Annotated in this window: 26 protein-coding genes; 16 read left to right on the forward strand and 10 right to left on the reverse strand. The window is 70.4% G+C overall.

The annotated features are described in order from the left end of the window. The 4 genes from AB0I18_RS36435 to AB0I18_RS36450 form a co-directional block, all read left to right on the forward strand. The coding region (locus AB0I18_RS36435) for an alpha-glucosidase C-terminal domain-containing protein (protein WP_363109976.1) at positions 1-273 on the forward strand (273 nt) is incomplete at its 5' end. 14 nt (positions 274-287) lie between these two features. Continuing rightward, positions 288-1,706, forward strand: a complete 1,419-nt coding sequence (locus tag AB0I18_RS36440) for a maltokinase (protein WP_363109977.1) — start codon at positions 288-290, stop codon at positions 1,704-1,706. A 112-nt stretch (positions 1,707-1,818) separates the two neighbouring features. Continuing rightward, positions 1,819-3,978, forward strand: a complete 2,160-nt coding sequence (glgB, locus tag AB0I18_RS36445) for a 1,4-alpha-glucan branching enzyme (protein WP_363110016.1) — start codon at positions 1,819-1,821, stop codon at positions 3,976-3,978. Positions 3,979-4,057: 79 nt separating this feature from the next. Continuing rightward, positions 4,058-4,957, forward strand: a complete 900-nt coding sequence (locus AB0I18_RS36450) for a Gfo/Idh/MocA family oxidoreductase (RefSeq protein ID WP_363109978.1) — start codon at positions 4,058-4,060, stop codon at positions 4,955-4,957. A gap of 168 nt (positions 4,958-5,125) precedes the next feature. On the opposite strand, the gene AB0I18_RS36455 is transcribed toward AB0I18_RS36450, so the two are convergent. Both AB0I18_RS36455 and AB0I18_RS36460 read right to left on the reverse strand, forming a co-directional pair. Further along, positions 5,126-5,488 carry a DUF4180 domain-containing protein gene (locus tag AB0I18_RS36455; protein WP_363109979.1) on the reverse strand — a complete coding sequence of 121 codons (363 nt, stop codon included), beginning with the start codon at positions 5,486-5,488 and terminating at the stop codon, positions 5,126-5,128. 137 nt (positions 5,489-5,625) lie between these two features. Beyond that, the gene (locus tag AB0I18_RS36460; RefSeq protein WP_363109980.1) at positions 5,626-6,231 is read right to left on the reverse strand and encodes a TetR/AcrR family transcriptional regulator; all 606 of its coding nucleotides are present in this window, start codon (positions 6,229-6,231) and stop codon (positions 5,626-5,628) included. A gap of 90 nt (positions 6,232-6,321) precedes the next feature. On the opposite strand from AB0I18_RS36460, the gene AB0I18_RS36465 reads away from it, so the two are divergent. After that, entirely contained in the window at positions 6,322-7,281 is a 960-nt protein-coding gene (locus tag AB0I18_RS36465; RefSeq protein WP_363109981.1) for a DMT family transporter, read from the forward strand. On the opposite strand, the gene AB0I18_RS36470 is transcribed toward AB0I18_RS36465, so the two are convergent. After that, on the reverse strand, positions 7,259-7,870 hold the full coding sequence (locus AB0I18_RS36470) for a LysE/ArgO family amino acid transporter (protein ID WP_363109982.1): 612 nt from the start codon (positions 7,868-7,870) through the stop codon (positions 7,259-7,261). The genes AB0I18_RS36465 and AB0I18_RS36470 overlap by 23 nt on opposite strands. A gap of 68 nt (positions 7,871-7,938) precedes the next feature. Between AB0I18_RS36470 and AB0I18_RS36475 the strand changes: the two genes are divergently transcribed. Next, the gene (locus tag AB0I18_RS36475) at positions 7,939-8,856 is read left to right on the forward strand and encodes a LysR family transcriptional regulator ArgP (protein ID WP_363110017.1); all 918 of its coding nucleotides are present in this window, start codon (positions 7,939-7,941) and stop codon (positions 8,854-8,856) included. A gap of 58 nt (positions 8,857-8,914) precedes the next feature. Here the strand turns inward: AB0I18_RS36475 and AB0I18_RS36480 are convergent, their stop codons facing one another. Continuing rightward, positions 8,915-9,448 carry a hypothetical protein gene (locus AB0I18_RS36480; protein WP_363109983.1) on the reverse strand — a complete coding sequence of 178 codons (534 nt, stop codon included), beginning with the start codon at positions 9,446-9,448 and terminating at the stop codon, positions 8,915-8,917. 523 nt (positions 9,449-9,971) lie between these two features. Here AB0I18_RS36480 and AB0I18_RS36485 point away from each other — a divergent pair. The 3 genes from AB0I18_RS36485 to AB0I18_RS36495 all read left to right on the forward strand — a co-directional run bounded on the left by AB0I18_RS36485 (position 9,972) and on the right by AB0I18_RS36495 (position 13,392). Then, positions 9,972-10,382, forward strand: a complete 411-nt coding sequence (locus AB0I18_RS36485) for a DUF485 domain-containing protein (protein WP_363109984.1) — start codon at positions 9,972-9,974, stop codon at positions 10,380-10,382. Positions 10,383-10,399: 17 nt separating this feature from the next. Then, positions 10,400-12,004, forward strand: a complete 1,605-nt coding sequence (locus AB0I18_RS36490) for a cation acetate symporter (protein ID WP_363110018.1) — start codon at positions 10,400-10,402, stop codon at positions 12,002-12,004. Positions 12,005-12,141: 137 nt separating this feature from the next. Further along, entirely contained in the window at positions 12,142-13,392 is a 1,251-nt protein-coding gene (locus AB0I18_RS36495) for a DUF4032 domain-containing protein (RefSeq protein ID WP_363109985.1), read from the forward strand. Positions 13,393-13,412: 20 nt separating this feature from the next. On the opposite strand, the gene AB0I18_RS36500 is transcribed toward AB0I18_RS36495, so the two are convergent. From AB0I18_RS36500 to AB0I18_RS36525, 6 genes are all read right to left on the reverse strand, one after another. Continuing rightward, complete coding sequence (locus tag AB0I18_RS36500; protein WP_363109986.1) at positions 13,413-14,261, reverse strand: universal stress protein; 849 nt, start codon at positions 14,259-14,261, stop codon at positions 13,413-13,415. Between the two features lie 89 nt (positions 14,262-14,350). Then, the gene (locus AB0I18_RS36505; RefSeq protein WP_363109987.1) at positions 14,351-15,514 is read right to left on the reverse strand and encodes an SGNH/GDSL hydrolase family protein; all 1,164 of its coding nucleotides are present in this window, start codon (positions 15,512-15,514) and stop codon (positions 14,351-14,353) included. Then, entirely contained in the window at positions 15,511-17,886 is a 2,376-nt protein-coding gene (locus AB0I18_RS36510; protein WP_363109988.1) for a glycoside hydrolase N-terminal domain-containing protein, read from the reverse strand. Before AB0I18_RS36510 ends, AB0I18_RS36505 begins: the two co-directional genes overlap by 4 nt. Before the next feature lie 28 nt (positions 17,887-17,914). Beyond that, positions 17,915-19,732, reverse strand: a complete 1,818-nt coding sequence (locus tag AB0I18_RS36515; RefSeq protein WP_363109989.1) for a carbohydrate-binding protein — start codon at positions 19,730-19,732, stop codon at positions 17,915-17,917. 112 nt (positions 19,733-19,844) lie between these two features. Further along, the gene (locus AB0I18_RS36520) at positions 19,845-21,029 is read right to left on the reverse strand and encodes an ROK family transcriptional regulator (protein ID WP_363109990.1); all 1,185 of its coding nucleotides are present in this window, start codon (positions 21,027-21,029) and stop codon (positions 19,845-19,847) included. A 124-nt stretch (positions 21,030-21,153) separates the two neighbouring features. Beyond that, the gene (locus AB0I18_RS36525; RefSeq protein ID WP_363109991.1) at positions 21,154-22,092 is read right to left on the reverse strand and encodes an AraC family transcriptional regulator; all 939 of its coding nucleotides are present in this window, start codon (positions 22,090-22,092) and stop codon (positions 21,154-21,156) included. 97 nt (positions 22,093-22,189) lie between these two features. Here AB0I18_RS36525 and AB0I18_RS36530 point away from each other — a divergent pair, with 97 nt between their 5' ends. The 7 genes from AB0I18_RS36530 (at position 22,190) to AB0I18_RS36560 (ending at position 26,948) form a co-directional block, all read left to right on the forward strand. Continuing rightward, positions 22,190-23,665, forward strand: a complete 1,476-nt coding sequence (locus tag AB0I18_RS36530) for an MFS transporter (RefSeq protein ID WP_363109992.1) — start codon at positions 22,190-22,192, stop codon at positions 23,663-23,665. 243 nt (positions 23,666-23,908) lie between these two features. Beyond that, positions 23,909-24,529, forward strand: a complete 621-nt coding sequence (locus AB0I18_RS36535) for an RNA polymerase sigma factor (protein ID WP_363109993.1) — start codon at positions 23,909-23,911, stop codon at positions 24,527-24,529. Continuing rightward, positions 24,519-25,115 (forward strand): hypothetical protein, encoded by a 597-nt coding sequence (locus tag AB0I18_RS36540; protein ID WP_363109994.1) that lies wholly within the window; start codon positions 24,519-24,521, stop codon positions 25,113-25,115. Before AB0I18_RS36535 ends, AB0I18_RS36540 begins: the two co-directional genes overlap by 11 nt. 111 nt (positions 25,116-25,226) lie before the next feature. Continuing rightward, a complete protein-coding gene (locus tag AB0I18_RS36545; RefSeq protein ID WP_363109995.1) occupies positions 25,227-25,640 on the forward strand; it encodes a hypothetical protein in 414 nt (137 codons plus the stop codon). Between the two features lie 31 nt (positions 25,641-25,671). Then, positions 25,672-26,043, forward strand: coding sequence for a hypothetical protein (locus AB0I18_RS36550; RefSeq protein ID WP_363109996.1), 372 nt, complete (start codon positions 25,672-25,674; stop codon positions 26,041-26,043). A 149-nt stretch (positions 26,044-26,192) separates the two neighbouring features. Beyond that, positions 26,193-26,810: a DNA polymerase ligase N-terminal domain-containing protein gene (locus tag AB0I18_RS36555; RefSeq protein ID WP_363109997.1), complete on the forward strand. Its 618-nt coding sequence runs from the start codon at positions 26,193-26,195 to the stop codon at positions 26,808-26,810. A 6-nt stretch (positions 26,811-26,816) separates the two neighbouring features. Next, positions 26,817-26,948 (forward strand): hypothetical protein, encoded by a 132-nt coding sequence (locus AB0I18_RS36560; protein ID WP_363109998.1) that lies wholly within the window; start codon positions 26,817-26,819, stop codon positions 26,946-26,948. Positions 26,949-26,995: the final 47 nt, after the last annotated feature.

Consider the following 26,995-nt stretch of genomic DNA (forward strand, 5'->3'; position numbering starts at 1 on the left):
CCCTCCACCAACCCCGCCGTCATCGCCTTCCTCCGCGAACACGGCGACGACCTCGTCCTGTGCGTCCACAACTTCTCCCGCTTCGCCCAACCCACCGAACTCGACCTGCAAACCTTCAACGGCCGCCACCCCGTCGAACTCATCGGCGGCGTCCGCTTCCCCGCCATCGGCGACCTCCCCTACCTCCTCACCCTCGCCGGACACGGCTTCTACTGGTTCCGACTCCGCGCAGTCGCTCCCCCCACCAACCGACGATTGATGGTGTGCTCCTGAAAGGACGCGTCGACATGCACAAGGTCGTACCGCCCCGCCCGAGCAGCCACACCCCGGCGCTCCTGCTGACGTCGCTCGCCGGACTGCTGCGGTCGTGGCTGCCCGAGCAGCGCTGGTTCGCGGGCAAGGGCCGGCGCGTCACGGAACTGTCTCTGCTGTCGGTGACCGAACTGCAGCCGGGCTGTCTGCACCTCCTGGTGAGTACGCGGCACGACGCCGGCACGTCCCTGCCCAGAGACTGCTATCAGTTGCTGCTCGGTGTTCGGGACGTCCTGCCACCCCGCCTGGCCCATGCCCGCATCGGCCGTCCGAACGAGGGGCCGTTGGCCGGCCTGACGGTGTACGACGCCCTTCAGGAACCCCGGTCGGCGGACCTGCTCCTGGAGCGGCTGCGCACCCCGGGAACGGCGGGCCCGCTGCGGTTCGAGCGCGACCCGCAGGTGACGGTCCCCGCCGGTCTCACTCCACGGCTCCTCGACGCCGAGCAGTCCAACTCCTCACTCGTATACGGGGATTCGTACATCCTGAAGCTCTTCCGCCGAGTGCAGCCCGGCATCAACCCGGACCTGGAAGTGCCCTGGGCGCTGGCCCGCCAGGGCTGCACCCGGGTGCCGGCCCCCGTGGCGTGGTTCCGTACCTCGCAGCCCCAGGAAGCGACGCTCGGCGTACTCCAGCCGTTCCTGCCCGAGGCAGCCGACGGGTGGACCCTGGCGCTCGAGTCGCTGGCCGCGGGGAGGGATTTCACCGACGAGGCATACGAGTTGGGGCGGGCGACCGCCGAGGTGCATCTGGCGCTGGCCAGGGCGTTCGCCCTCGACGCCCCGACCCGGGACCAGAGCAGGCGGCTCGCGGCCGCGATGAACGAGCGGCTGGACGCCACGTGCCGGTCGGTGCCGGACCTGCTGCCGTACGTGGCCGGGTTGCGGACCGCCTTCGACGCACTCGCCGTCCTCGGCGCGGGCCGCCCCGTGCAGCGGATTCACGGCGATCTTCACCTCGGTCAGGTGCTGCGGGCCGGGAAGCGGTGGTTCGTCATCGACTTCGAGGGCGAACCGGCCCGTCCGATCGCCGAACGCCGTCGTCCCCAGTCCCCCGTGCGCGACGTCGCGGGCATGCTGCGCTCCTTCGACTACGCCGCCCGCAGCCGACGGCCGTGGCGTCCGGAGTGGGCGCGGCGCTGCCGGGAGGCCTTTTGCGCGGGGTACGCCGTCGAGGCGAAGTGGGATCCGCGCGCGGAGCCCGAGCTGTTGCGCGCGCACGAGACCGACCGGGCCGTGTACGAGGTGCTGTACGAGGCACGGCACCGGCCCGACTGGCTGCCCGTGCCGATGGCGGCGATCGCCCGTCTCGCCGAACGTGACCGTACGCCCGCTCCCTCCGGTAGCCGTCCCCCGAAACCGGTCCCTTCCTTTCACAGCGCTCAAGGAGGCTGAAGCCGTGGCACCCCGCGACATCTCCGTATCCCTGTCCGCACCGGCGTCCGAAGTCGTCCGTCACAGCGAACGGTCGGGACGGCCCGGGCAGCCCGGGCGGTCGGTGGCCTCGATGGGCGCGACCGATCGGGAACGTCTGTTGTCGGGCGCCCACCATGACCCTCATGCGCTGCTCGGGGCCCATCCGGTGTCCGGGGGTGTGGTCTTTCGCGTCCTGCGGCCGTACGCCGAAGCCGTGACCGTGTCGTTGGCCGACGGGGTGCGCGAGGAGTTGGCCGACGAGGGTGACGGTCTCTTCTCCCGGGTCCTGCCACTCGACTCGGTCCCCGAATACACCTTGCTGGTGAGGTACGAGGGTAACGAGACGCAGGTGCAGGACCCTTACCGGTTCCTGCCGTCGCTCGGTGAGTTCGATCTGCATCTGTTCGGCGAGGGGCGGCACGAGCAGCTGTGGACGGCGCTCGGTGCCGAGCCGATGGTCCACCAGGGCGTCACCGGCACCCGCTTTACGGTGTGGGCACCCAACGCCCGTGGCGTGCGGGTGGCGGGAAGCTTCAATTTCTGGGACGGGACCGCTCTTCCGATGCGGTCCTTGGGCTCCTCCGGGGTCTGGGAGCTCTTCGTCCCGGGGATCGGCGAGGGGGAACGATACAAGTTCGAGATCACCCGGTCCGACGGTTCCAGGACCATGCGGGCGGATCCGATGGCTCGTTGGGCGGAGACGCCGCCCGCTACGGCGTCGGTCGTTCATGTCTCCCGCCACGAGTGGCGGGACGAGGAGTGGATGACCGGACGGGGTCGCCGACCCGTGCACGAGTCGCCGTTCTCTGTGTACGAGGTCCACCTGGCGTCCTGGCGACCGGGCCTGACATACCGTCAGCTGGCCGACCAACTCACCACTTATGTATCCGACTTGGGCTTCACCCACGTAGAGCTGATGCCGGTCGCCGAACACCCCTTCGGCGGCTCCTGGGGCTACCAGATCACGGGGTTCTACGCGCCGACCGCCCGCCTCGGCACACCGGACGACTTCAAGTACCTGGTCGACGCGCTGCACCGGGCCGGAATCGGCGTGATCATGGACTGGGTGCCGGCCCACTTCCCGCGCGACGACTGGGCACTGGCCGAGTTCGACGGACGCCCGCTGTACGAGCACGAGGACCCGCTGCGCGCCGCCCACCCCGACTGGGGAACCCTGGAGTTCGACTACGGCCGCCGCGAAGTACGCAACTTCCTCGTCGCCAACGCCGTGTACTGGTGCGAGGAGTTCCACATCGACGGCCTGCGCGTCGACGCCGTCGCCTCCATGCTCTACCTCGACTACTCCCGCGAGGACGGGCAGTGGTCGCCGAACGAGCACGGCGGGCGGGACAACCCCGACGCCGTCGCCTTCCTCCAGGAGATGAACGCCACCGTCTGTCGCCGTTGCCCGGGGGTGCTCACCATCGCCGAGGAGTCGACCGCCTGGGAGGGGGTCACGCGGGCGACCTCCGACGGTGGGTTGGGCTTCGGCTTGAAGTGGAACATGGGCTGGATGCATGACTCGCTGGTCTATGTGGCGAAGGATCCCGTCCATCGGAAGTACCACCACAACGAGATGACGTTCTCGATGGTGTACGCGTACAGCGAGAACTACGTGCTGCCGATCTCCCACGACGAAGTGGTCCACGGCAAGGGATCGCTGGTGTCCAAGATGCCGGGCGACTGGTGGCAGCAGCGCGCCACCCTGCGCTCCTACCTCGGCTTCATGTGGGCCCACCCCGGCAAGCAACTCCTCTTCATGGGCCAGGAGTTCGCCCAGGGCGCGGAGTGGTCCGAGGCCCACGGACCCGACTGGTGGCTGCTCGACCCCTCCTACGGCGCCGCCGCCGACCACCAAGGCGTCCGTGACCTCGTCCGCGACCTCAACACCGTCTACCGCGCCACTCCCGCCCTGTGGGAACGCGACACCGACCCCGCCGGCTTCGCCTGGATCGCCGGGGACGCCGCCGAGGACAACGTCTTCGCCTTCCTGCGCCACGACGCCGACGGCGCGCCGCTGCTCGCCGTCTCCAACTTCTCCCCCGTCGTCCGCCACGCCTACCGCATCGGCGTCCCGGACGACGTGCCCGCCTGGCACGAGATCCTCAACACCGACGCCCAGCGCTACGGCGGCAGCGACGTCACCAACCCCGACCCCGTCAAACCCGACGCCCAGGGCTGGCACGGCCAACCGGCCAGCATCCGGCTCACCCTGCCACCGCTGGCCACGGTGTGGCTGCGACCGGCCTAGCCTTTTCTCGCCCCCGCCGCCCGGTAGTTTCACGGTTGTCACCTCGCCGCACCGGCCCCCCGGCACAGATAGGACTTCCGTGAACGACACTTCGTCACCCTGGCCACACTCCCCCGTCAAGGTCGGCCTCGTCGGCGCCGGCCCCTGGGCACGCGGAGTGCACGCACCCGTACTCGCCACCGGCCCCGAGACGGAACTGACCGCGGTGTGGGCGCGCCGCCCAGAGGCGGCGCAGGAGACCGCCGCGCCGCACGGAGCGACCGCGGTGACGCGTTTCGAGGAGCTGCTCGACAGTTGTGAGGCGGTGGCCTTCGCCGTTCCGCCGAACGTTCAGGCGGAGCTGGCCGCTCAGGCGGCGAAGGCGGGCAAGGCGCTGCTGTTGGAGAAGCCTCTCGGCCTGGACGTACCGTCGGCTCGGCGCCTTGTCGATGCCATCGACGAGGCGGGGGTCGTGTCCCAGGTCGTCCTGACCAATCGCTATCACCCGGCCGCTCAGGAGTTCGTCAGGGCGGCGCAGGAGATCGAGGTGGCGGGAGCACGTTCGTCTTGTCTCAGCGGGGCCTTCCTGGGCGGTGACTTCGCGACTCCCTGGCGGCTGGAGCACGGTGCCCTGCTGGATCTCGGGCCGCACGTTCTGGACCTGCTGGACGCGGCCATGGGTCCCATCGTGCGGGTTCGCGGGACGGGAGATCCGCGTCGGTGGATCGAGTTGACGTGCGAGCACGAGAGCGGTGCGGTCAGCCAGGCTTCGCTGTCCGGGTCGGTCGAGGTGCGGTCCGGGGGTATACGGATCGAGCTCTTCGGGGCTCACCCCGAGCTTGTCTACGACACCGCGGGGCTCGACCACGACGAGTGCTGGCCCGTGTTGCGCCAGGCCTTCGCCACCGCGGTACGTACCGGCGTGTCCGGTGAGCTCGACGCCCGTCGCGGTCTGTATCTCCAGGAGTTGATCGCCCGAGCCATGCCTGCGGAGAGCTGACCCGGCTCGTCGCGGACCCCGCCGCCCCGCCCGGTTGCGGCGGCCTCACGGACGAACCCGTGGTGCGGTGGCACGGCCGGTCCCCTCGGTTCCGCACGTCGGAGAGCCGGCCGGGGGGACTGCCGGAGCCGTCCAGACCCGCGGGCCGGCGGTGGTCTGCTGCTTCGTTCAGCCCTTCAGGCGCTCCCGCAGTTCCTCGGCGTCGGCGAGGAACCACGTCTGGCGACCGCGGTTGCATTCGCGGACGAAGTCCCGCAGGGCCGAACTCTCCGTCGTGTGGCGGGAGATGTCGCCGAGGACGACGACCCCGAGCCGGTAGTTGGCGAACTTCTGGACGATCTCGCCGGCGACGCGGGTACGCAGATCGAAGAACCTCTCGTCGAACCGCCCGGCGGGGATGACGACCCAGTGGGCACCCTGGTAACCGGCGTCCCCGATGAGATCCAAGGCGCCGCGTTCATCGCCGATGGCATCTCCCTCGGAGGCGCACATCAGGACGGGCACGTCATGGATCGTCTGCAGGGTGCTCATGGGGGTCGAGGCTAATTCCGGACGCGTGCGGAGTCGACGCAATTTCTCCGAGCACTCCCGCCGTGGCCGTTCACGGCCGGGAAGGTGACTGTCGCCGGTCAGGAGAGGAGCGTCGTGGGGCGGGTGGTCGTGTGAGCTCAGCGTGTGAGCGACGGGCCGTCGGCCGCGGCCACGAGAAGCTCCGCCTGTTCGCGGGCGTGGTCGAGCGCGCCGGGGAAGATGCGCAGGCCGTGGGCGACGAGGGCGCCTTCGTGGAGCAGCATCAAGGTGCGGCCCAGCGACTGGGCGGTGGCGGGCGCGAGGGGACGTACGAGATCGGTGAACAGCGTGAGCATCCACTCCTTCTGGCCGGTGATGATCGCGTACGCCGGATGGGACGGATCGTCGATCTCCGCATGGGCGTTGACCATGCTGCAGCCTCTGGGGCTGGTGGCGTCCATCCAGTCGCGTGAGGCGTCGAAGACTGCCAGGACCCGGTCCCGCGGCGTGTGGGCCGCGTCGAGGCGGGGGGCGAGGAAGGCACGCCAGCGTTCGTCGCGGTCGGCGAGGTACTCGACCACGATCTGCTCCTTGGAGCCGAACCGGTCGTAGAGGGTCTTCTTCGTGACGCCGGCCTCGGCCGCGATGAGGTCGACGCCGACCGCGTGGATGCCGCGGTCGTAGAACAGTCGGCCCGCTGCCTCCAGAGCGCGGCGGGCGCCGGGGGTCAGGGCCACTCGGCGGGGCGAGTTCGTGGTGCTCATTCCCCAATACTATACCGATCTGTATACTCGGTGACAGGTATACAGATCGGTATAGTCGCTGGGTCCCTGACCTTGGAGGTGTGTGGTGCCGTGAACATCCTGCTGTCGATCGCATTCGTAGGAGCCTGGAGCTCCGGGTTCATCGGAGCCAAGCTCGGGGCGGGCAGCGCCACCCCGGCCACGCTCCTCATGTGGCGCTTTCTGCCGCTGGCCCTCGTGCTCGGCCTCGTCGCCCTGACGGTCGTGCGGGCCTCGTGGCGCGGGCTGACGCCGCGTGATCTCGCCCGGCAGGCCGTCGTCGGAGCGCTGTCGCAGAGCGGCTATCTCCTCACCGTCTACTACGCGATCGACCTGGGCGTCTCCAGCGGGACGACGGCCCTGATCGACGGCACCCAGCCGCTGGTGGCCGGAGCACTGGCCGGGCCCCTGCTGGGCGCACCGGTCTCCCGTACCCAATGGTTCGGGCTGGGGCTCGGCGTAACCGGTGTCGTCATCGTGACCGCGGCCGACGCCGGGGCCGGCAGCGGCGCTGCCTGGTGGGCGTATCTCGTACCGTTCGTCGGCATGCTGTCCCTGGTGGCGGCGACCTTCCTGGACCGCCGGGCCCGCGCGGACGTTCACCCGATGGTGTCGATGACCGTCCATGCCGTCACAAGTGCCCTGATATTCACGGCGCTTGCCGCGGGAACCGGGACGGTGACGCCACCGGCCAGCGGCTCCTTCTGGACCGCCGTGGTCTGGCTCGTGGTGCTCTCCACCTTCGGCGGGTACGGGCTGTACTGGCTGATCCTGCGGCGGTCCGGGGTGACCAAGGTGAACACGCTCATGTTCCTGATGGCGCCCGTGACGGCCGTGTGGGGTGCGCTGATGTTCGGCGAACCGTTCGGGCCGCAGACGGCGGTGGGGCTCACGCTCGGCCTGCTGGCCGTCGCCGTCGTCCATCGCGGAGACGACCGCGGAGACCACCGCGACGACCGGGCCGACCAGGGCCGCCACCGGACCGGGCAGCCTCTGGAGGCAGCGTGTCTCACGCCCCGGCGATCAGCGTGACTCCCAGCACGATCATCGTCGCGGCGACCAGACCGTCCAGTACGCGCCAGGCCGACGGCCGGACCAGGAAGCGACTGAGCAGCCGGGCCCCGAAGCCCAGCGCGGCGAACCAGCAGAGGCTGGCGAGTACGGCGCCGAGGCCGAAGGTCCAGCGGAGCGGACCCCGGTCGGCCGCGATGGAGCCGAGCAGGAACACGGTGTCCAGGTAGACGTGCGGGTTGAGCCAGGTCAAGGCCAGACAGGTGAGTACGGCCCGCCGCCACGAGCCCGCGGTCCCCGCCGCCACGCTCAGCGCCGCGGGCCGGAAGATCCGGCGTACGGCGAGGCAGCCGTAGCCGATCAGGAAGGCGCCGCCGACCAGCGCGACCACGGTCAGCGCCTGCGGCCAGGCCACCACAACCGCGCCGACGCCGCCGACTCCCAGGGCGATGAGAGCCGCGTCGGACAGGGCGCAGATGCCCACCACCGCGAGCACCGCCTCCCGGCGGATGCCCTGGCGCAGGACGAAGGCGTTCTGGGCGCCGATGGCGACGATGAGGGAGAGGCCGGTGCCGAACCCGGCGGCCGCGGCGGACAAAGTGCTGGTCACGTGGCCACGCTAGGACGACGACCGACACGAGTACAGCTAAAGATTCTTAGCTATCATTAGCAATCGTGATGATGACCGAGCTCCCCCTGGACCAAGTGCGCACCCTGCTGGCCGCCGTGGACGAGGGCACGTTCGACGCCGCGGCCGCCGTCCTGCATGTCACGCCGTCGGCGGTGAGCCAGCGCGTCAAGGCACTCGAACAGCGCACGGGGCGTGTCCTGTTGATGCGTACGAAGCCGGTCCGGCCGACCGATTCCGGGGAGGTCGTCGTGCGCTTCGCGCGACAGCTGGCCCAGCTCGAACGTGACGCGCGGGCCGAGCTCGGCATGTCCGGCGCCGAGGAGCCGACGCTTCTGTCGATCGCGGTGAACGCCGACTCGCTGGCGACGTGGTTCCTGCCGGCGCTCACGCGCGTGCCCGAGGATCTGCGGCTCTGCTACGAACTGCGCCGCGAGGACGAGGCCCACACGGCCGCGCTGCTGCGCGAGGGGCGGGTGATGGCGGCGGTGACCTCGTCCCCGGAACCGGTGACCGGTTGTTCCGTCCGCAGCCTGGGCCGTATGCGGTACGTCCCGGTGGCCGGCTCCGGTTTCGCCGCACGGTGGCTCGGCGGGTGGCCGGACACGCCGTTGCGGGAGGTCATCGCCGACGCGCCCGTGGTGTGCTTCGACCGGCGTGACGACTTTCAGGACGCTTTCGTCCGCATGCTCCGGCACGGTCGGCGCGGCGCGAGTTCGCTGCGGCACTTCGTGCCGACATCCGAAGGATTCGTCGAGGCGGTCGTCGCCGGGCTGGGTTGGGGCATGGTGCCCGAGGTACAGGCGGCGCCGCTGCTCAGAGCCGGGCAGCTCGTCAATCTCGCACCGGATCGGCAGATCGACGCTCCGCTCTTCTGGCAGCAGTGGAAACTCGACTTCCCGGCTCTCGCGGCCGTGGCCGAGGCCGTCGCGGCGGCGGCCGCCGAAGTCCTCGACACAGACAGCTGAGCCCCGGCCGAGCGGACACGGGCGAAGAGGGCGCCGAGCAGCCGGCATCAGGCGTCCTTCAGGAGGCCGGCCCCGGCCCCGCTTCCCTCTCCAGGAAGCTCATCACCTGGGCGGCGAGGCTGTCCAGGGCGGTCTCGGGGCGAGCGCCGACACCGACGGCCGACTCGTCCACGCCGATGCCGCCCGACCAGAGGTACCGGTCGGTCCAGTCGTCGTCGACCTTCAGCTGGACCTGGATGTCCACCTGGGGCAGGGAGCCGTCCGCGGCGGCGGCATACAGGATCGCGGTCACCCGGCGCAGCGGATAGACGTCGAAGCCCTCGATGAACTGCGAGTTGCGCCAGTCGAGAAACGCGCTCTCACCGTCGGCGCCGATACGGATGTCGAGTTGGCCGTCTTCGAGATGAATGCCGAAATGCTCGGTCGTTCGATTTTCAACGGTTACCCGAAACCTGAAGTAGGTCATCCCCTCGGCGGCGTCGTCCCGCCCGCGCGGCGGCTCCGCCTTCTCCAGGCCATGGACGCGGACACGCAGGCCGGCATGCTCGTCGTCGTACTCCTGCCAGTCCCCGACCACATTCGGCTCGTACACAGTCCACCTCTCGCCACCCAGAGAGCTGCTTCCTATCTGTGCGCGCGACGAAGTGTCAAATGGGCAGAATGCGCATTGGCCAGGGACTTTGCCCGGCTTGATCACTGATCAAGCGCTGCCCAGCCAGAACCTTCCCGGCGGCGATGACGGCCACCGCCGCGGCGTGCTGCACATCACGTCCCGCGGCCCCGGCCGACGACGCGGCGCCCGACGGTGGGGGCGGCGGCGAAGACAGGGGCCGAAGGGACGGACGCTGTGCATTGCATTTGAGCCAGCGCGGAGCGGACCACAGGCCGAATATACCTCCTCTCATATCCCTCACATTTCCGGTGTTGATTGTTGAATCGACTGGCTGCCACAATTCGTTCGGCCGCGCTGAATACCCCGCCAGCGGGGCCACCCGGTTTGACCGGATGAGGATTTCAGCGGCATTTCGGGCGAATTCCCGACCTGCGCGGTCCAAGAACTTGAATCCCGTTCAACAACGCATCTTGAGCTGCACTCTTATTTGATAAGGCACGGTATGCCACGACACAACAGCCCGCACTATGGTTCGCCCTCGGATCGGACACCGTCCGCCCCTGAGCCCCGGAGCGCGATCGGTTCCCATCCCGACTTTCGCTCCATACGCGGCGCCCACCGCACTTTCGGCGTGGTGGCGCTGTCGGTCTCGGTGGGTGGGTTCCTGCTGTTCGTGCTGCTGTCGAGTTTCCTGCCCGACGTCCTCAACCAGCCACTGTTCGGCCATGTGACGCTGGGGCTGGCCGTCGGGGTGGGGCAGTTCGCCGTGATGGCCGTGACCGCGTGGCGGTACACGGTGCACATGGACCGGCGGATCGATCCGGCGGCCGACCGCCTGCGTGCGCAGCTGCACCGTGACGAGGCCCAGCGGGCCCGCGTCCCCCAGCAGCAGAGGCGGTTCGGCGCGTGGTGACCCTCCCCGAGAGCCGCATGGTGACCCTCGCCGAAGGTGTCATCGGCGGCTTCAGTCTCAAGCTGACCTTCATCCTGTTCGTGTCGGTGGTCGTGGTCAGCATGTTCACCGCTCTCATCACCGCCCCGCAGGGCGACGAGATCGGCGAGTTCTACCTCGGCAACCGCACCATGTCGCCCCTGCGCAACGGGCTGGCGATGTGCGGGGACTACCTGTCCGCCGCCACCCTGCTGGGCAGCACCGGCCTGGTCGCACTCACCGGATACGACGGCCTGCTGTACCTCGTGGGCACCGCCGTCGCCTGGATGCTGGTGCTGCTGCTCATCGCCGAACCGCTGCGCAACTCCGGCAAGTTCACCCTCGGCGACACCCTGGCGCTGCGCCTGCCCCGCAGCCAGCGCTCGGTGCGCCTGGCCCTGGCCGCCTGCACGCTGATCATCACCGTGCTCTATCTCGTCGCCCAACTCGTCGGCAGCGTGGCTCTGTTGACGCAGTTCGTCGGCGAACCGGACAGCACCACCCGCACCCTGTGTGTGGTGGCCATCGGCACCCTGGTCGTGCTCTATGTGGCGCTCGGCGGTATGCCCGGCGCGACCTTCATCCAGATCGTCAAGGCCGTCATGCTGGTCGTCGGTGTCGCGGTGACCGCCGTGATGGTGCTGAACCGCTACAGCTGGAACGTCGACGACCTCCTCGGCGCCGCCACCTCCGGCAGCGGGATCGGGCAGCGGTTCCTGGAGCCCGGGCTGCGCTACGGCGGAAGTACGACCAGCAAGCTGGACTTCTTCAGCCTGCAGCTCGCCATCGTGCTGGGCCTGGCCGCACTCCCCCACGTGATGATGCGGCTGCTGGCCCCGAGCGTCGGCCGCGTGCTGCGCCGCTCCCTGCTGTGGGCGATGGGCCTGGTCGGCTTCGTCTGCCTGGCCGCGGGTGTGCTCGGGCTCGGCGCGACGGCGATCGTAGGCCGCGAGGCCATCGCGGGCATCGACGCCAAGGGGGACGCCGCGGTGCTGCTGCTCGCCCAGGAGATCGGCGGCGCCGTACTCACCGCGCTCATCTCCTGCCTGGCGTTCGTGACCCTGCTGGCCGTCGCCGCCGGACTCACTCTCGCGGCGGCCTCCTCGCTCGCGCACGACCTGTACGGAGAAGTGATCCGCAAGGGCCGGGCGAACCAGCGTGAGGAGCTGACCGTGGCCCGGCTGGCCGCCGTCGTCATCGGCGTCCTCGGCATGCTGCTCGCGCTCGTCTCCTGGGGGACGAACACGGCGACCCTGGCGTTCCTGGCCTTCGCCATCGCGGCGTCCGCGATCCTGCCGACCATGGTCTACAGCCTGTTCTGGCGCCGCTTCAACGCACGCGGGGCCCTGCTCAGCCTGTACGGCGGCCTCGCCACCTCCGTCCTGCTGGTCATCTGCTCCCCCGTGGTCTCCTCGGGGCCCGCCTCGTTCTATCCCGACGCGGACTTCGCCTTCTTCCCCCTGCAGAACCCCGGCCTCGTCTCCGTACCGGCCGGATTCCTGCTGGGCTGGCTGGGCACCGTCCTGTCCCGTCACCCGGAGGACACCGAGGCGTACGAGAAGTTCGAGGTCCGCGCGATGCTCGGGGTCGACCAGGCGGCCTGACCGAAGCCGCGGCGCATCTCCCACCTGCTGACGAACACCTGGCGACAAAACGGACGTCCGTGTTGACGAAAGGGACGTCCAGGTGCGGAGATGCTCCTGCGACATGACGGCCGACCGTGAGGCAGGACAGGCGAGCGATGGCATTGCAGATAAGCGCCACCAACCCGGAGCATCCCACGCTCCTGCTCGAACTTCCCTGGGACCTGCCCCTGGAGGAGTGGCCCGAGCACTACCTGGTGCCGCTGCCGCGGGGCATCTCCCGGCACGTGGTGCGCTACGCGCGCGCCGGTACGGAGGTCGTGGCGGTCAAGGAGCTCGCGGAGCGGCCGGCCCTGCGGGAGTACGAGCTGCTGCGCAGTATCGACCGGCTGAACATCCCGGCGGTGGACCCGCTCGCCGTGGTCACCGGCCGCACCCTGGGCGACGGCACTCCCCTGGAACCGGTGCTCATCACCCGGCATCTCAACGGTTCGCTGCCGTACCGGTCGATGTTCGAGACGACACTGCGCCCGGCCACGATGCACCGGCTGATGGATGCGCTGGCCGTGCTGCTTGTCCGGCTCCATCTGGCCGGGTTCGCCTGGGGCGACTGCTCGCTGTCCAACACGCTGTTCCGGCGCGACGCCGGTGCGTACGCCGCGTACCTGGTGGACGCGGAGACCGGCGAGCTGCATCCCCAGCTCAGCGACGGACAGCGGGACTACGACCTGGACCTCGCGCGGGTCAACATCAGCGGTGAGCTGCTGGATCTGGAAGCCTCGGGGGCGCTGCACCCGTCCGTGGACCCGATCGAGTTCGGCATGGAGATCTGCAAACGCTACGAAGGACTGTGGCAGGAGCTGACGCGGACCTCCGTGTATCCGGCGGGCAAGCACCACTACATCGACCGGCGGATCCGGCGGCTCAACGAGCTGGGGTTCGACGTCGCCGAGATGCAGATCGCGCACTCCTCGAACGGTGACACCGTCACGTTCGTCCCCAAGGTCGTCGACGCGGGCCACCACCAGCGGCAGCTGCTGCGGCTGACCGGCCTCGACGCCGAGGAGAACCAGGCACGCCGGCTCCTCAACGACCTCGAGAGCTGGATGGCCACGCAGGACGACTACGCGCCCGGTGACCCGCTCGCCGCACGTCCCGAGGTGCTGGCGCACCGCTGGGTGCGCGAGGTGTTCCGGCCCACCGTGCGGGCCGTACCGCTGGAGCTGCGCGGCTCCATGGACCCGGCCGAGCTGTACCACGGCCTCCTCGAACACCGCTGGTACCTGTCCGAGCGGGCGCAGCACGACATCGGTCTGGACACGGCCGTCGACGACTATGTCGCGAACATCCTGCCCAAGGTGCGGGACTCGCTGCCGTCGCCCACGGACGATCCCGAGCTGCCGGTCTGAGGCGAAGGCCGGGCGAGCGGTCAGGCGGGCGGCACGACCGCCACCGGGCAGGGCGCGTGGTGCATGACCGCGTGGGCCACCGAGCCGATGCGTGCCCCCACGGCGGAGCGGTGGGCCCGGCGGCCGACCACCATCAGCTGGGCCCGGGCGGCCACCGAGAGCAGCACCTCGCCCGCGCTGCCGATCTCGACGTGCTGGGTCACCGGCACGTCGGGGAACTGCTCCCGCCAGGGCTGGAGCGCTTCCCTGAGCGCCTTCTTCTCGTACGGTTCCAGGCCCCCGGCCTCGTCAAGGAGCTTCATCGAGCCCGGGCTGAAGGTGTACAGGGTGGGCAGGTTCCAGGCCCGTACGACGCGTACGCCGGCGCCGCGTGCCGCCGCTGTCTCGAACGCGAACCGCAGGGCGGCGGCGCTGTCGTCCGGGCCGCCCTGCTGGCCCACGACGATCTCGCGTCCGGCCGCCTCGGTCTCGGCGCGGTCACCGGCGCGTACGAGGACGACGGGGCGCCCTGATTCGGCGATCACCTGCTGGCCCACGGAACCGAGCAGGAAGCCGACGATCGCGCCGTGCCCGCGTGAGCCGAGTACCAGCATCTCGGCGTCCGCGGCCGCGGTGACGAGCGCCTCGACCGGACCTCCGTCGAGGAGGCCGGTGCTCACCGGCAGGTCGGGGTGCCGGTCGGCGAGGTCGCGCACGGTCTCCGCCAGCGCTTCCCGCGCGCCCGCCGGCTCGTCCGCCCCGTCGGACTTCTCCCAGGCGTGCACCACACGCACCGGGAGCCCTCGGCGTACCGCCTCCCTGGCCGCCCACTGCACGGCGGCCAGGGATTCGGCGGAACCGTCCACTCCCACGGTGATCGGGCGGGTCATACGGCGGCCTCCGTCGTTGTCGGCTGATACGCCCACGCTACAGAGCCGTTCCGTCGGCCCGCGCGGCGGTGGCGTCGGCGGGCCGGGTCTTACGTGCGGCAGTCGAGGCTGTTGAGGTCGACGGAGTCGGCCATCGCCTGCATCCCCTTGTCGTTGGGGTGGATGCGGTCGAAGTCGGTGACGGCGTCGAACTCCCCGCTGTCCCTGATGAATCGGTTGACGTCCTGGCGTACGGACTCGGCGGCGGCGTCCCACTCGTACCAGCCCTTGAACGGCGCGACGGTGGCGCCGACGACGCACGTGCCGGCCTCGTGGGCCCGGGCGATGATCTCGCGGTATCCCGCGATCAGGTCCTGGGCGGTGACGCCGGTGTGGGCCTTGATGTCGTTCACGCCCTCGAAGAGGAACACCGTGCGAACCCCCGGCTGCGAGAGGACATCGAGGCCCAGCCGGTTGAGGACGCTCTGTCCGGCGCCGTCCGCCAGGACCTTGTTTCCGGAGATCCCCTCGTTGGCCACACCCTTGACCGCCGTGTCCGCCTTCCGCAGCCGACGGGCGAGGTAGTCGGGCCAACGGCGGTTGAGGTCGGTGGTGGACTGCCAGCCGTCGGTGATGGAGTCACCGAGCGCGACCACGGCCGCGGTGGTCGTGCTGGTACGTACGGAGACGGCGTCCAGGTAGAACCAGGAGCCGATCCGGTCGGTCCAGGGCGTGGCGCCCTCCTCGCCCGTGTGGTCGCCGTCGGCCGCGTACGACGTCTGCATGGCCATGGAGTGACCGGTCGCCGGCCCGGCCGCCTCTCGCGTATGGAGGCTGACGACGAGGTCGCTCGCAGCTGGCAGGCGTCCGGGCAGCGGGTCGCTGTACGCGGTGGCTCCCGCGGGGACCGTGACGGTCCGCGCCCCGCCGAACGTCAGCCGCCGGTTGGTGCCGCGGACCAGTGCGGCACCTTCCTGCCGGAGGCCGGCGTAGACGCTGTCGAAGGTCACCGGCCGGTCCCCGAAGGCGTTGGAGAGCCGGACGCGCAGGTCGTCACCCGCGATGCTGGTGCGCACGACGAGTCGGTAGCTGCGGTCGGGGGCGGCATCGCCCATGCGGTCCGCGCTCGCGCCCCAGGTGATCACCTCGTGGCGGTCGCCGGACGACGCCCGTGCCGCGGCGGGCGTCGCCTGCACGGCCGTGCCGACCAGCAGCGCCGTGACGAGCAGCGGCAGGGCCGCCCGTCGGCCCGCTCGGGCGATCCCGGCCGTCATCGGGTGAAGTCCCGCAGTGTGACGGACTCGCCGGGCTTGAGGGTCACCTTCCGGGTGGTGTCGCCGTGGGCGACCGTCGTCGTCCGGCCGCCGACGCTGCGGATCCGTGCCTCGATCGGCGTGCCGTCCCGCCAGTGCAGGTCGACGACGAATCCGCCTCGCGCGCCGACTCCCGTGACGGATCCGGACTTCGCCCAGGCGGCCGGAAGGGCCGGAAGCAGTTCCACCCGGCCCGGACGGGAGTACAGAAGCATCTCGATCATCGCCGCGGATGTGCCGAAGTTGCCGTCGATCTGGAAGATGCCGCGGCCCTGGTCCACTTGGTAGATGTCGAAGAGGTTCGGGGCGGTGCCGTTGCTGCCGCCGGTCGACGGGCGAAGGTTGTTGACGATCAACTGGTAGGCCTTCTCACCGTCCTTGAGCCGTGCCCAGCACAGGCTGCGCCAGGCGTTCGCCCATCCGAAGCTCTCCGTGCCGCGCGCGGTGAGCAGGGCGGTGGCGCCTTCGACGACGGTTTCGGGGGTGGAGCCGTCGGGGCGGATGCGGTCGCCGGGGAAGAGTCCGACGAGCGGGGACAGGTGCCGGTGGGTGGTCTCGCCGAGGTTGTCGGGGGACATCCACTCCTCCAGCCAGCCCGTCGTGGGACTGACCTGCGGCAGGTACAGCCGCTTCTGGAGGGCGGCGATCGTGTCCGCGTAACCGCTGTCCTTCTTCAACTCGGCGGATGCAGCGCGATAGTTTGCGAACAGGGCCCACACCAGCTCCTGGGCGTAGGTGATGCCCTTGGCGTCCAGCGGGCCGTGTTCGGGCGACCAGTCGCTGTCGGCGATGAGGACCTCTCGCGAGGTGCCGGGGAGGGTCGTGGTGAGCAGCCGTGACTCCCAGAACTCGCAGGCGCCTTTGAGGAGTGGATAGATCCTCACCAGGTGGGAGCGTGACCGCGTGTACTCGTAGTGTTCCCACAGGCTGTTGCACAGCCAGGCGTTGCCCGCCGGGTGCCACCACCAGCCGTTTCCGCCGTGGATGTTGGTGGAGATGGCGACGGTCCAGCCGGCGATCTTCCCGGTGGAGTTGCGGTAGCGGTTGCGCGGGTCGTTGAAGAGTGCGCGGGTGAGTGCGGTCCAGGACGGGAGTTGGGCCAGGCAGTAGTCGGTGAGAGCGTCGAAGCACTGGGACAGGCCGGCCCGGTCGGCCATCCAGTAGTTCATCTGGATGTTGATGTCGGTGTGGTAATCGCCCATCCAGTCGGGGTCGTTGCCGTCCAGCCACAGCCCTTGGAGGTTGAGCGGGTGGCTGCCTCGCGACCCGGCGATCATCAGGTAGCGGCCGAACTGCAGGTAGGCGGCCTCCAGTTCGGGATCGGGCTCGCCGTCCCGGGCGCGCGCCCTGACGCGCTCCCAGGTGTCCAGGGCGCGCTGCTCGGCGGACGAGGTGCCCAGCGAGAGCTCCAGCTGCTCGAACAAGGCGCGGTGGTCGGCGACATGGGTGCGCAGCAGGGTGTCCGCCGAGTGACCTGCCGCCTCGCGGACCTTGGCGCGGGCCAGCCGCTCGGGGTCGAGGGACGGATCACGGTAGTGGGCGGCGGCGTCGGGCGCGTAGTTGGTTCCGCCGCTCACCACCACGGTGAGGTCCTTGCAGCCAGAGAAGTCGATCCGTGGCCCGGTCACGGTGACGCTGCCGCCGGAGCCGTACGCCGACACCGCCGCGCCGTACCGCAGTCCGTTCGGAAATGCGGCGCCGAAGGACTGGGTGCGCTGCATGGTCTCGCCGTGGGTGCCTTCAAGGGCGATGCTGCCGGTGTAACGGCCGCCCCCGCTCTGGGTGAAGTGCAGGACGATGACGTCGTCGGGGCGGCTGGCGAAGATCCGCCGCCGGTACGTCACACCGGAGCGGACGTACGACGTGGTGACCAGGCCCTGTGCCAGGTCGAGCGTGCGGCGGTATCCGGAGACGGCGGACAGGTCGTGGTCGGGGATGTCCACGGTGAGACGGCCGAGCAGGGTGAAGGAACCGAAGTCCTCGCGGCCGTAAGGGAATTGGCCGTCGGCGTCGAGCGTGTCGTTCAGGCCGCCGGTCCACATGGTGGCGTCGGTGATCAGGAGGAGTTCGCGACCGGGGTCGTTGCTCGCGAGGGCGCCCAGGCGGCCGTTGCCGACGGGCAGGCCCTGTTCGATCATCGAGTGGTCGTCGGCGGGCGCCTGCCACCACAGCTCGCTGCGTGAACTACCCGCCGGCAACGGCGAACCGGTCGGCCGCCGGGGCGCGGCGGTCGCGGTGAAGGCGGGCAGACCGCCGAGGGCGGTGGCCATGCCGGCCACCGCGGCCAGGGAAAGGAGTCTTCGTCTGCTGGGCTCGGTGGGGGTGCTGTCCATGCTGCGGCTCCAGGGAAGAGAACGGCGGTCAGGACGACTTCGGTACGTCGATGCGGTCGATGTCCGGGGCATAGCCGGAGCCGCTGTCGAACGTGATCGTGTTGGCGCCGGCCTTGAGAGTGACGGGCACGCTGACGGTCTCGGCGGTCCCCCAGTCGCCGGTGGAGGGGAACTTGTGGCGGCCGACGCCGTTGCCGTTCGCGGAGACGTCGACCGAGCGCGCGTCGCCGCTGACGTAGGCAACCTTCACCCAGTACGTACCGGCCTCGGCGACGGTGACGTCGTTGAAGCGGAGCTTGCCGCCGCCGTAGAGGTTGCCGACCTTCTGGCCGCCCGAGCAGGCGTCGCAGCCGGCCACGGAGGCGTTGCCGCTGAGGGTGTTGGCCGGGGACTCGGCCTCGTAGCCGGTCGTGGTGAGCGCGCTGCCGCGCGGAGTGACCGTGAACAGGCGCGAACCATGGGCCGGCAGGGCCTGCGTGACCTTGTTCTTGTACGTGCCGAGGTTCTCGTGGTTCCACAGGTCGCGGACGGCGGCCCTGCCGGTGAAGCCGAGGGTCGTCCAGTCGGCGGTGACGGCGGCAGGCGCGTCGGCGAGGTTGAACAGGGCCACGGTGTAGCTGCCGTCGGGGTTCTTCGCGGCCCAGACCTGCTGGGCGTCTGAGGGAGTGACGGGACGGGCCGGTGGCGTGCTGCCCTGGTTGAGGGCGATGACCTCGCGGTTGGTCAGCAGGGACAGGCCGTAGTCGTCAAGGCGGGTGAGGTCGTCGCCGGTGTAGAGCGGGGACTTGGCGATGGCCCAGAGGGTCGCGTAACTCTGTCGTTCCGCCTTGGTGAGCCCGTCCATCTGTCCGTTGCCGACGTCCAGGGAGTCCAGGTCGTTCCAGCCGCCGGGGCCGGCGTGGCGGGTCCAGCCGGGGACATCGTCCCAGCGGTCATCGACCGAGTTCTCCCAGCTGACGAGGGTGTTGCAGTAGCACTCGACATCGGTGTCGATGCGCCAGCCCTGGGAGTACTTCTTCCAGTCGGCGACCCGGCCGATGTCCAGCGACCAGGAGATCTCCAGGTGGATCGGGCGGCCGGTGGCGGCGATGGCCCGCTGCCAGGCGGCGACATCGGCAACGTTGTCGTACTGGTCGCCGCTCTTGCCGGAACCCGGCCCGACCCCGTCGAGCTTGAGGAAGTCGTAGCCCCAGTCGGCGATGAGCCGCGCCTGGGAGTCGATGTACTTCTGCGCGCAGGGGCGCGAGAAGTCGAGCTTGTAGGAGCTGTCCCAGCCGTTGGTGGTGCGCAGGTCGCCGTGGACGATGTCGGCGGTCGTACACCCCTCGGCGTTCCAGATGGGTACCTTGCCGTCGCCGTACGCCTCCTTCTCCAGGCCGACGGGCAGATAGATGCCTGCCTTGAGGCCCTTGGCGTGGATGTCGTCGGCCAGGGGCTTCATGCCGCGCGGAAAGCGGCCCGGGTCCGCCTTCTGGCGTGCGTACTGGTCGAACTGCGGCTTCCAGTCCTGGTCGCGCCACCATCCGGAGTCGAGGTTGACGTACTCGTAGCCGTACGGCTTGAGCTTGGCCGCCATGGCGTTCGTCTGCTTGAGGACGTTCCGTTCGGTGAGGTAGCTGTAGTCGCCGTCGGGGTTGAGGCCGGGGTACTTCGAGGACTGCATGCTCCAGCTCGACCAGCCCATGTAGGGCTTGGCCGCGACCGCCGCGGTGCCGGCGGTGGGGGTCGGGGTGGCGGCACCGGCTGCTGGAAGGGTCGTCGCCACGGCCGCGGTGAGGGCCAGGACGAGCACGGCTCTTGCGGAGCGACGGGCGGGGGTGCCGGGAGCGTACGAGGGTGACCGCATAGGTCGGACCTCCAGTGGTGGGTTCGGCGATGCGCGGGTGCGGTGGTGCGGGAACTTCCTTGGAGACCAAGGACGTTGACTGCTCGTCAGTTCGTGCAGGAGGGGGCGGGTCTCATCCCTTGCCGAGGTTCGGGCCGCTGATGAAGGACTGGATCGCGGTGGCCGCCGCACCGCGCGCCCACTCGTCGAAGGGCAGTGGACGGGTCAGCACGTCACACCGCGCGGCCGTGCCGAAGGCGGACACGGCGAAGGCGTCACGGATCTGCTCGGCGAACAGGTCGTACGCCGCGAGGCCCTCGCCGGAGATGATCACGCGCTCGGGCCCGAGGAGGTTGGCCACGGTCGCGATGGCCCGGCCGATCGCGTCCCCGGCCCGCGCGTAGACCTGCCGGGCGCCTGGGTCGCCCCGGTGGGCCAGTTCCAGGGCCTGCGCCGCGTCGGCCACCGGGCGGCCCGTCGTTTCGCGTACCGCCGTGACGATCGCCGGGTCCGCGGCGATCGCCTCGACGCAGCCGCGGTTTCCGCAGTGGCACGGCGGTCCCGTCGGGTCCACGACCACGTGCCCGATCTCGCCGGCCACCCCATGGGCGCCCGAGACGACCTTCCCGTGCACGACGAGGCCGCAGCCGATGCCCGCTCCCACCGTCACCACCGCGAAGTCGGAGAGCCCCACGCCCGCGCCGAACCACTGCTCGGCGACGGTCAGGGCCCGGACGTCGTTGTCGACGGTGACCGGCAGTCCGGTCGTCATCTCGACGAGCTCGGCGAGGGGGAGGTCGCGCCACTCCAGGAAGGGCGAGAAGCGCACGTCTCCGGCGGCGCGGTCCACGTCACCGGAGACGGCGACGCCGAGGCCCTGAACCTGGACGCCGAAGCCGTCCGCCTCCGCGAGGAGCTCGTGCACGAGGGAGGCGATCGAGGCCAGCACGGCCTTCGGATCACGTGCCGCCAGCGGCAGGTGCCGGGCGGCCCTGATCCGGCAGCACAGGTCCGTCAGTACGGCGATGATCTCGTCGCCGGTCACCTTGACGCCGATGAACAGCGCCCGTCCGCCGTCCACCCGCACGGGGTTGGCGGGCCGCCCAAGCGAGGGGCGCGCTTCGTCGTCGACGTGCTCCACCAGGTACCCGGCCTCGATCAGCGGCCGGACCGCCTTGGTGACCGCGGCCGCCGACAGTCCGGCCCGGCCTGCCATGTCCGACCGGGTGAGCGGACCGTGGGACAGCACGGTGGTGAAGATCTGGGCAGCGGCCGGCGTGTGGGCCGGGAACGCCTCCGTACGGGGAGTCGATCGCATGGCCCGGAAACCTAGGGCCCTTCTTTTCCGCCGTCAATAAAAGAAGCAGATGTTTCTTGAGGAAGGACTGTTGAGCCCACGCCGCCTACAATTGCGCGATGCCGAACGGACGTTGACCGACGAACTAGAGGACCGCGCCGTCTCGGACATCGGTTCGGTACTTGCCCGGCGCCACTCCGTACGCGCGCTTGAAGGCCTTGGCGAAGGCGAACTCCGAGCTGTAGCCGCAGCGTTCGGCGACGGCGCGCAGCGGCGCGTCGGAGCCGCGCAGCAGACGGGCCGCGGTGGTCATCCGCCACCACGTCAGGTACGCCAGCGGCGGCTGTCCGACGACCGAGGCGAACCGCTTGGCGAAGAACGCCCTGGAGAGTCCGGCTTCCGAAGCCAACTCCGCGACGGTCCAAGGGTGTTCGGGGCGTCGGTGGATGCGGCGCAGTGCCCTGCTCATCGCCGGGTCGCCGAACGCCGACGCCCAGCCGGTGACGGCCCTGTCCGGCCGGTCGGCCTGCTCGTCGAACCAGGCGCGCAGGATGTACAGCAGCAGCATGTCGATGAGCGAGGGCAGGATCGCGTCGGTGCCGGCCCGGGGCTCTCGCAGTTCGTCGCCCAACAGGTCGACGGCGGCACGCAGCGAGACATGCTGCCCGACCCGGGCGGGGAAGTGGATGATCTCCGGCAGGTCGCCGAGCAGCGGATGCGGGCGTACCCGCTCGAAGGAGTAGGAGGCGCACAGCAACTCCGTGACGGCGCCCGAGCCGGGGATGCGCAACTCCCCCACGGGTGACTCCTCATCACGGGTGGGATGGAAGTCGACGGTGGGGCGGCCGGGCTCGTCGGCCAGCACATGGCCGGTCCCGTGCGGGGCGAACAGCACGTCGCCGACTCCGAGCGCCAGCGGTTCGCCGTCCGTCGGTACGAGCCAGCAGCCGCCCTGCAGAACGACGTGGCAGCCGGCCGCGTCGCCGGGTGTGAAGCGGAAGCCCCAGGGCGCGTGGCTCTTGCTGCGGGCCGCGTACGGCTCCCCGGTGCGCATGGCGGAGAGCACGTCGCTGAGCATGTCCATCCAGCAAGCGTAGCGCGGCAGTTGGAAGACCCTGAGACATGGAGTGAGGACTCTGGGCCATTCACCGTCGCCCCGGGGACTTCATACGGTCGGAGCCATGACCGATTCATCGACACGCGCTCCGGCGCGCCTGGGGCTACGGCTCGCGCTCCTGGGGTTCGCCCAGCTCATCATCGCCGTCGACTACAACATCGTGTACGTGGCACTGCCGGACATCGGTTCCGACCTCGGCTTCTCGGCACAGTCACTGCAGTGGGTGGTGAGTGCCTACGCGGTGGGGTTCGGCGGCCTGCTGCTGCTCGGCGGCCGCGCGGTCGACCGGCTCGGGGCACGTCGCATGTTCATGCTCGCCCTGGCCGTGTACGGCGTCTCGTCCCTGGCGGGCGGGCTCGCCGGCGACCCCGGGACGCTGGTGGCCGCGCGTGCCGTGCAGGGCGCGGGCGGTGCCCTGCTCTTCCCGGCGACCCTGACCCTCGTCTTCACCGGCTTCGCCGAGGGTCCCGAGCGCAATCGCGCCCTGTCCGTGTGGGGCGCGACGGGCGGCGGCGGTCTGGCCACCGGAGCCCTGTGCGGCGGGCTGTTCACCGACTGGTGGGGCTGGGCGTCCGTTCTGTTCGTCAACGTCCCGCTGACGCTGTTCGCCCTGGCGGTCGCCCGCTGGCTGCTGCCGCCGGACTCCGCGCCCAGGGGCGGGCTCAAGGCGTTCGACGTACCGGGTGCGGTGCTGGCCACGGCCGGTTCCTCGCTCGTCGTCCTCGGCCTGGTCAGTGGCCCGGAGTCCGGATGGACCTCGTCCCGCGCGCTGGGTTCCCTCGTCCTCGGCGGACTGCTTCTGGCCGCCCTGCTGCGGGTCGAGGCCCGTACCCGGGATCCGCTCATCCCGCCGCGGCTGGTACGTACCCGGAGCCTGGCCACCACCATGGGGGTCGCCTTCCTTTTCTCGGCCACCCTGTCCACCGGCTACTTCCTGTTCACGACCTACCTCCAGGGCACCCTCGGCTACAGCCCCATGGAGGCGGGCCTGGCGTTCCTGCCTCTCACCGTGTTCTCGATGACGGCCGGGCGGATCACGGGCGGACTGCTCAACCGGTTCGGCATCCGTGCCGTGACGACCGTGGCGCTGCTCGTCAACGGCCTGGGCGTGGCCGCCGTCGCCCTGGCGATGTCCGTGGACGGGTCGTTCTGGGCCATGACGCCCGGCATCGTGCTGTGGGGCTTCGGCGGCGGAGTGGGCTTCACCTGCATTTTCGCGGCGGCCGGGATGGGTGTCTCGCCGCTGGAGCAAGGAGTCGCCTCGGCCGCGGTCTCCACCTCCCAGCAGATCGGCGGAGCGGTGGGCCTGGCGGCTCTGGTCGCGGTCGCCAACCGCGGCATCGACCGCGAGGGCGGAGCCCAGTTGCACGAGATCGTGGACGGCCTGCGGCTGGCCGGCGTCCTGGCGGGTGCCGTCGCCGTTCTCGGCGGTTTCCTCGCCCTCGCTCTCAGGGGCCCGAAGCCGGGCGTGGGTCCGGTGGCGGAGGGGGTGAGCGCCGAGAGCGACGTCGCGGACAAGGCGGGCGTCACCGACCGGTAGCCCCGGTCCTCATGCTCGGCCCTCCTCCTCACTTCCCGCTCGCGACTTCCCGCTCGCGATTTGTGGTCGACACCCCGCGGTGTCGGCCACAAATCGCGGTTCGGCGTGGGGATTTGAGGACCTGGTGGAGATCGAAAGAGACCGGCGTGCCCCGGCCGCTCCCGGGTAGACGATCACTCGGCACACCGCACGGCGGGCAGGCGACGGCCCGCCCGGCTTCATTTCGGGGAGATATTCGAGCACATGGGCCACTCGCCGACCGGTCCCTCGCCGTCACCACCGGCCCGCTTCGACGACACCTTCTGCGATCTTCTCCCCCGGCTCTACCGAAGAGCGGTCATGCTGGCCGGGACGAGAGCCTGGGCGGAGGACGCCGTGCACGAGGCGTATCTGAAACTGGCCGCGCGGCCCCAGCGTTTCCTCGACCACCCGGAGCCGTACGCCTACGCCTTCGCGGCGCTCCTGAGCGTCGTACGCGACACCCGGCGCCGCGAGCGCCGTCAGGTCCTGGTGGACGACGTGGAGGCCCCGGGAGCCGTGGACGCGTCGGGCAGGCTGGGATCGATCGGCCCGGTGGTGGCCGCGGCCTGGGACGGAGGGGTGGAACGCCGCGACGCCGAGATGGAGGCGGTACGACTGCTGGGGCGGCTCTCCTCCCGGCAGGCCGGAGTGGTCATACTCGTCGACCTGGACGGCTACACCATCGATCAGGCAGCCCGCATCATGAAGGTGCACCGCGGAACGGCGGCACGGCATCGCACGCGTGCCCTGGAGAAGTTGCGCTCACTGCTGGACGGGAACGCGGGAGACACCACCGAAGAGAACACGGGCATCTCAGGAAGGGAGCCGGGGCATGAGGCCTGACGCAGAGTCCGACGACCGCGTCGCCGCGCTGCTGCGCGACCGGCTCAGGGCCGCGGACGAGGAGATCGAGACCCCGGCCGGGCTGTGGGAGAACATTCGGTCCACCACCGCCCGACCCCGTCCGGCCGTCGTCGGCCCGCGCCTGCGGCTCGGCCTGGCGGTCGCGGCCGCCGCCGTCCTGGTGAGCGCCGTCGTGCTGGGCGCCTGGTGGCTCGTACGACCGGCCGCGGACAACCCGTCCGGCCCGCCCGCGCGGTTCGGGACCACGGTGACGGTGTTCAACGCCGAGCGGCCGTGCCGCCCCCTGCGGACACTGGAATGCGCGCTGCGGCTGACGAAGGATCCGTACGCGGCGTACACGGCCCCGGGCAACTCGGCCGGCCGCGTCTGGCACGGTGACCGTCTGGCGGCGGCGTGCGTCGTCACCCGCGGCACCCTGGTGACGGACGAGAGCGGCATCACGTCGACGCGCTGGTACCTGGTCAGGACCCGTGCGGAGGTGGAGGGCTGGCTGCCCGGTGTCCGCACCCGCAACACGGCCGACGTGCGCACGTGTTCGGCGAGCGAGGTTCGCAACTCCCCCTGACAGCGGCCCTCTTGACATGTGATGAGCGTCACAGGCCGCTTGTGTCATACGGATCGGGCTTCTCCTTCGTGTGCCGTGCGTAAGGCAAGCACGACAACACGGGGAGATTTCATGCGACTTCGTACCGCTCTCGCTGCGGCCCTCGCCGCGACAGCTCTGACGGCCGGACTGGCCGGTCCGGCCACCGCCGCCTCGACCGGTGCCACGTCCGTCAACGACGCGTCGGACGGCGCGTCGGCCCTGGCGAGCTTCACCGTCTGGGCGACCGACGTCAACGTCCGCGACAACCCGGCCGACCCGGCCGTGTGCGACGGGTTCCCGTCGCCGGGCAACTGCCCGTCGGTGGCCGGGCAGTTGCAGCCCGGCCAGTCCTTCGAGGCCGTCTGCCAGAAGCAGGGGGAGAACGTCAGCGGCAACCCCTGGTGGGTCTACATCACCCGGGGGGACTCCCGCGGCTACATCGCGAGCTACTACGTGGACCACCCGGACAACCAGCTGCCCGGCGTCCCGGTGTGCGGCGCCTGATCCCGTCGGAAGTCGAAAGGAGCCTGTCATCATGAGGCCGCACGTCGCGGGCAGGGTCGCGCTGACGACCCTGGTCGCCGCCGTCGCACTCACCGCGCCGACCCCGGCACTGGCGGACTCGGGGACCCGGGCCGCCGACGGAACCCGCGTGACGGACGCCGGGACGCGGGTCGCGCAGGACGAGCCGGGACGCTACCTGGTGGACGGGGCCCGGATCCACACCCGGGCCGACCCGTCGTCCACGACCGTCGGGTACGGGTACACCTCGCACGACGTGACCGTGCACTGCCGGGTCGTGGTGAACGAGGAGGAGTGGTTCCGCCACACCGACACCACGACCGGCGTCACCGGTTTCTCGCGCTACGACGTGCTGGTTCCCTGGGTGGCCGTGCCCGACTGCTGAGGGCGGCGGGAAGAGGGCCAGGCGTCTCCGAGCGCCTGGCCCTCTCGTACGTTCCTGAGTCGGCCGGGCACATCAGGGGTACCCGGGGCCTGCGGGACCGGTCGCAGATCCTTGCGGCCGGACCCGCGGGGCCAGGGAAGGAGCCGGACGTGGCTGACAAGGGCGCGCTGCGGACCTACCGCGGCAGGCGTGACTTCGACAGGACCGAGGAGCCCCACGGCCGGGACGGGTCCTCGGGTGACGGGCCGCGCTTCGTGGTGCAGATCCACGACGCGAGCACCACGCACTTCGATTTCCGGCTCCAGGTCGACGACGTACTCAAGTCCTGGTCGGTCCCGAAAGGACCGTCCGCCGATCCGCGGGACAAGCGGCTCGCCGTGCCGACGGAGGACCATCCGCTCGAGTACGAGGAGTTCGAGGGGGTGATCCCGGAGGGCGAGTACGGCGGCGGGACGGTCATCGTCTGGGACCACGGCACCTACCGACCCCTCAGCCATGACCGTCGCGGGCGGCCCGTGCCGTTCGGAGAGTCGCTGGAGCACGGGCACGCCAGGTTCTGGCTGGACGGCGCCAAGCTGCGCGGCGGATACGCCCTGACCCGCTTCCGTGGCGGTGAGGGCACAGGCGACGGGGAGGACGAGGCCTGGCTGCTGGTGAAGATCGACGACGAGCGGGCCCGGCCCGGTGACCGAGGAGCGCCCGATCCGCGCCGGGCCCGCTCGGTACGCAGCGGCCGCACTCTGCGGCAGGTCGCCGGACAGAGGTGAGCGGCCATGACCGATCTCCTGGGCTCACTGCCCACCGACCCGAGGCGGCTGCTCCGTGACGCGCGTCCCGGCGTGGAACTGGCCGCACAGCCCATGCTCGCCACGCTGAGCGGCCGGCGGGACTTCCCCGGGAAGTAGATCTTCGAGCGGAAGTTATGGACAGGGTTTGCTCCTGTCCGTTGTCC

Source organism: Streptomyces sp. NPDC050704, from assembly GCF_040654355.1.
In the GTDB taxonomy this organism is placed as follows: domain Bacteria; phylum Actinomycetota; class Actinomycetes; order Streptomycetales; family Streptomycetaceae; genus Streptomyces.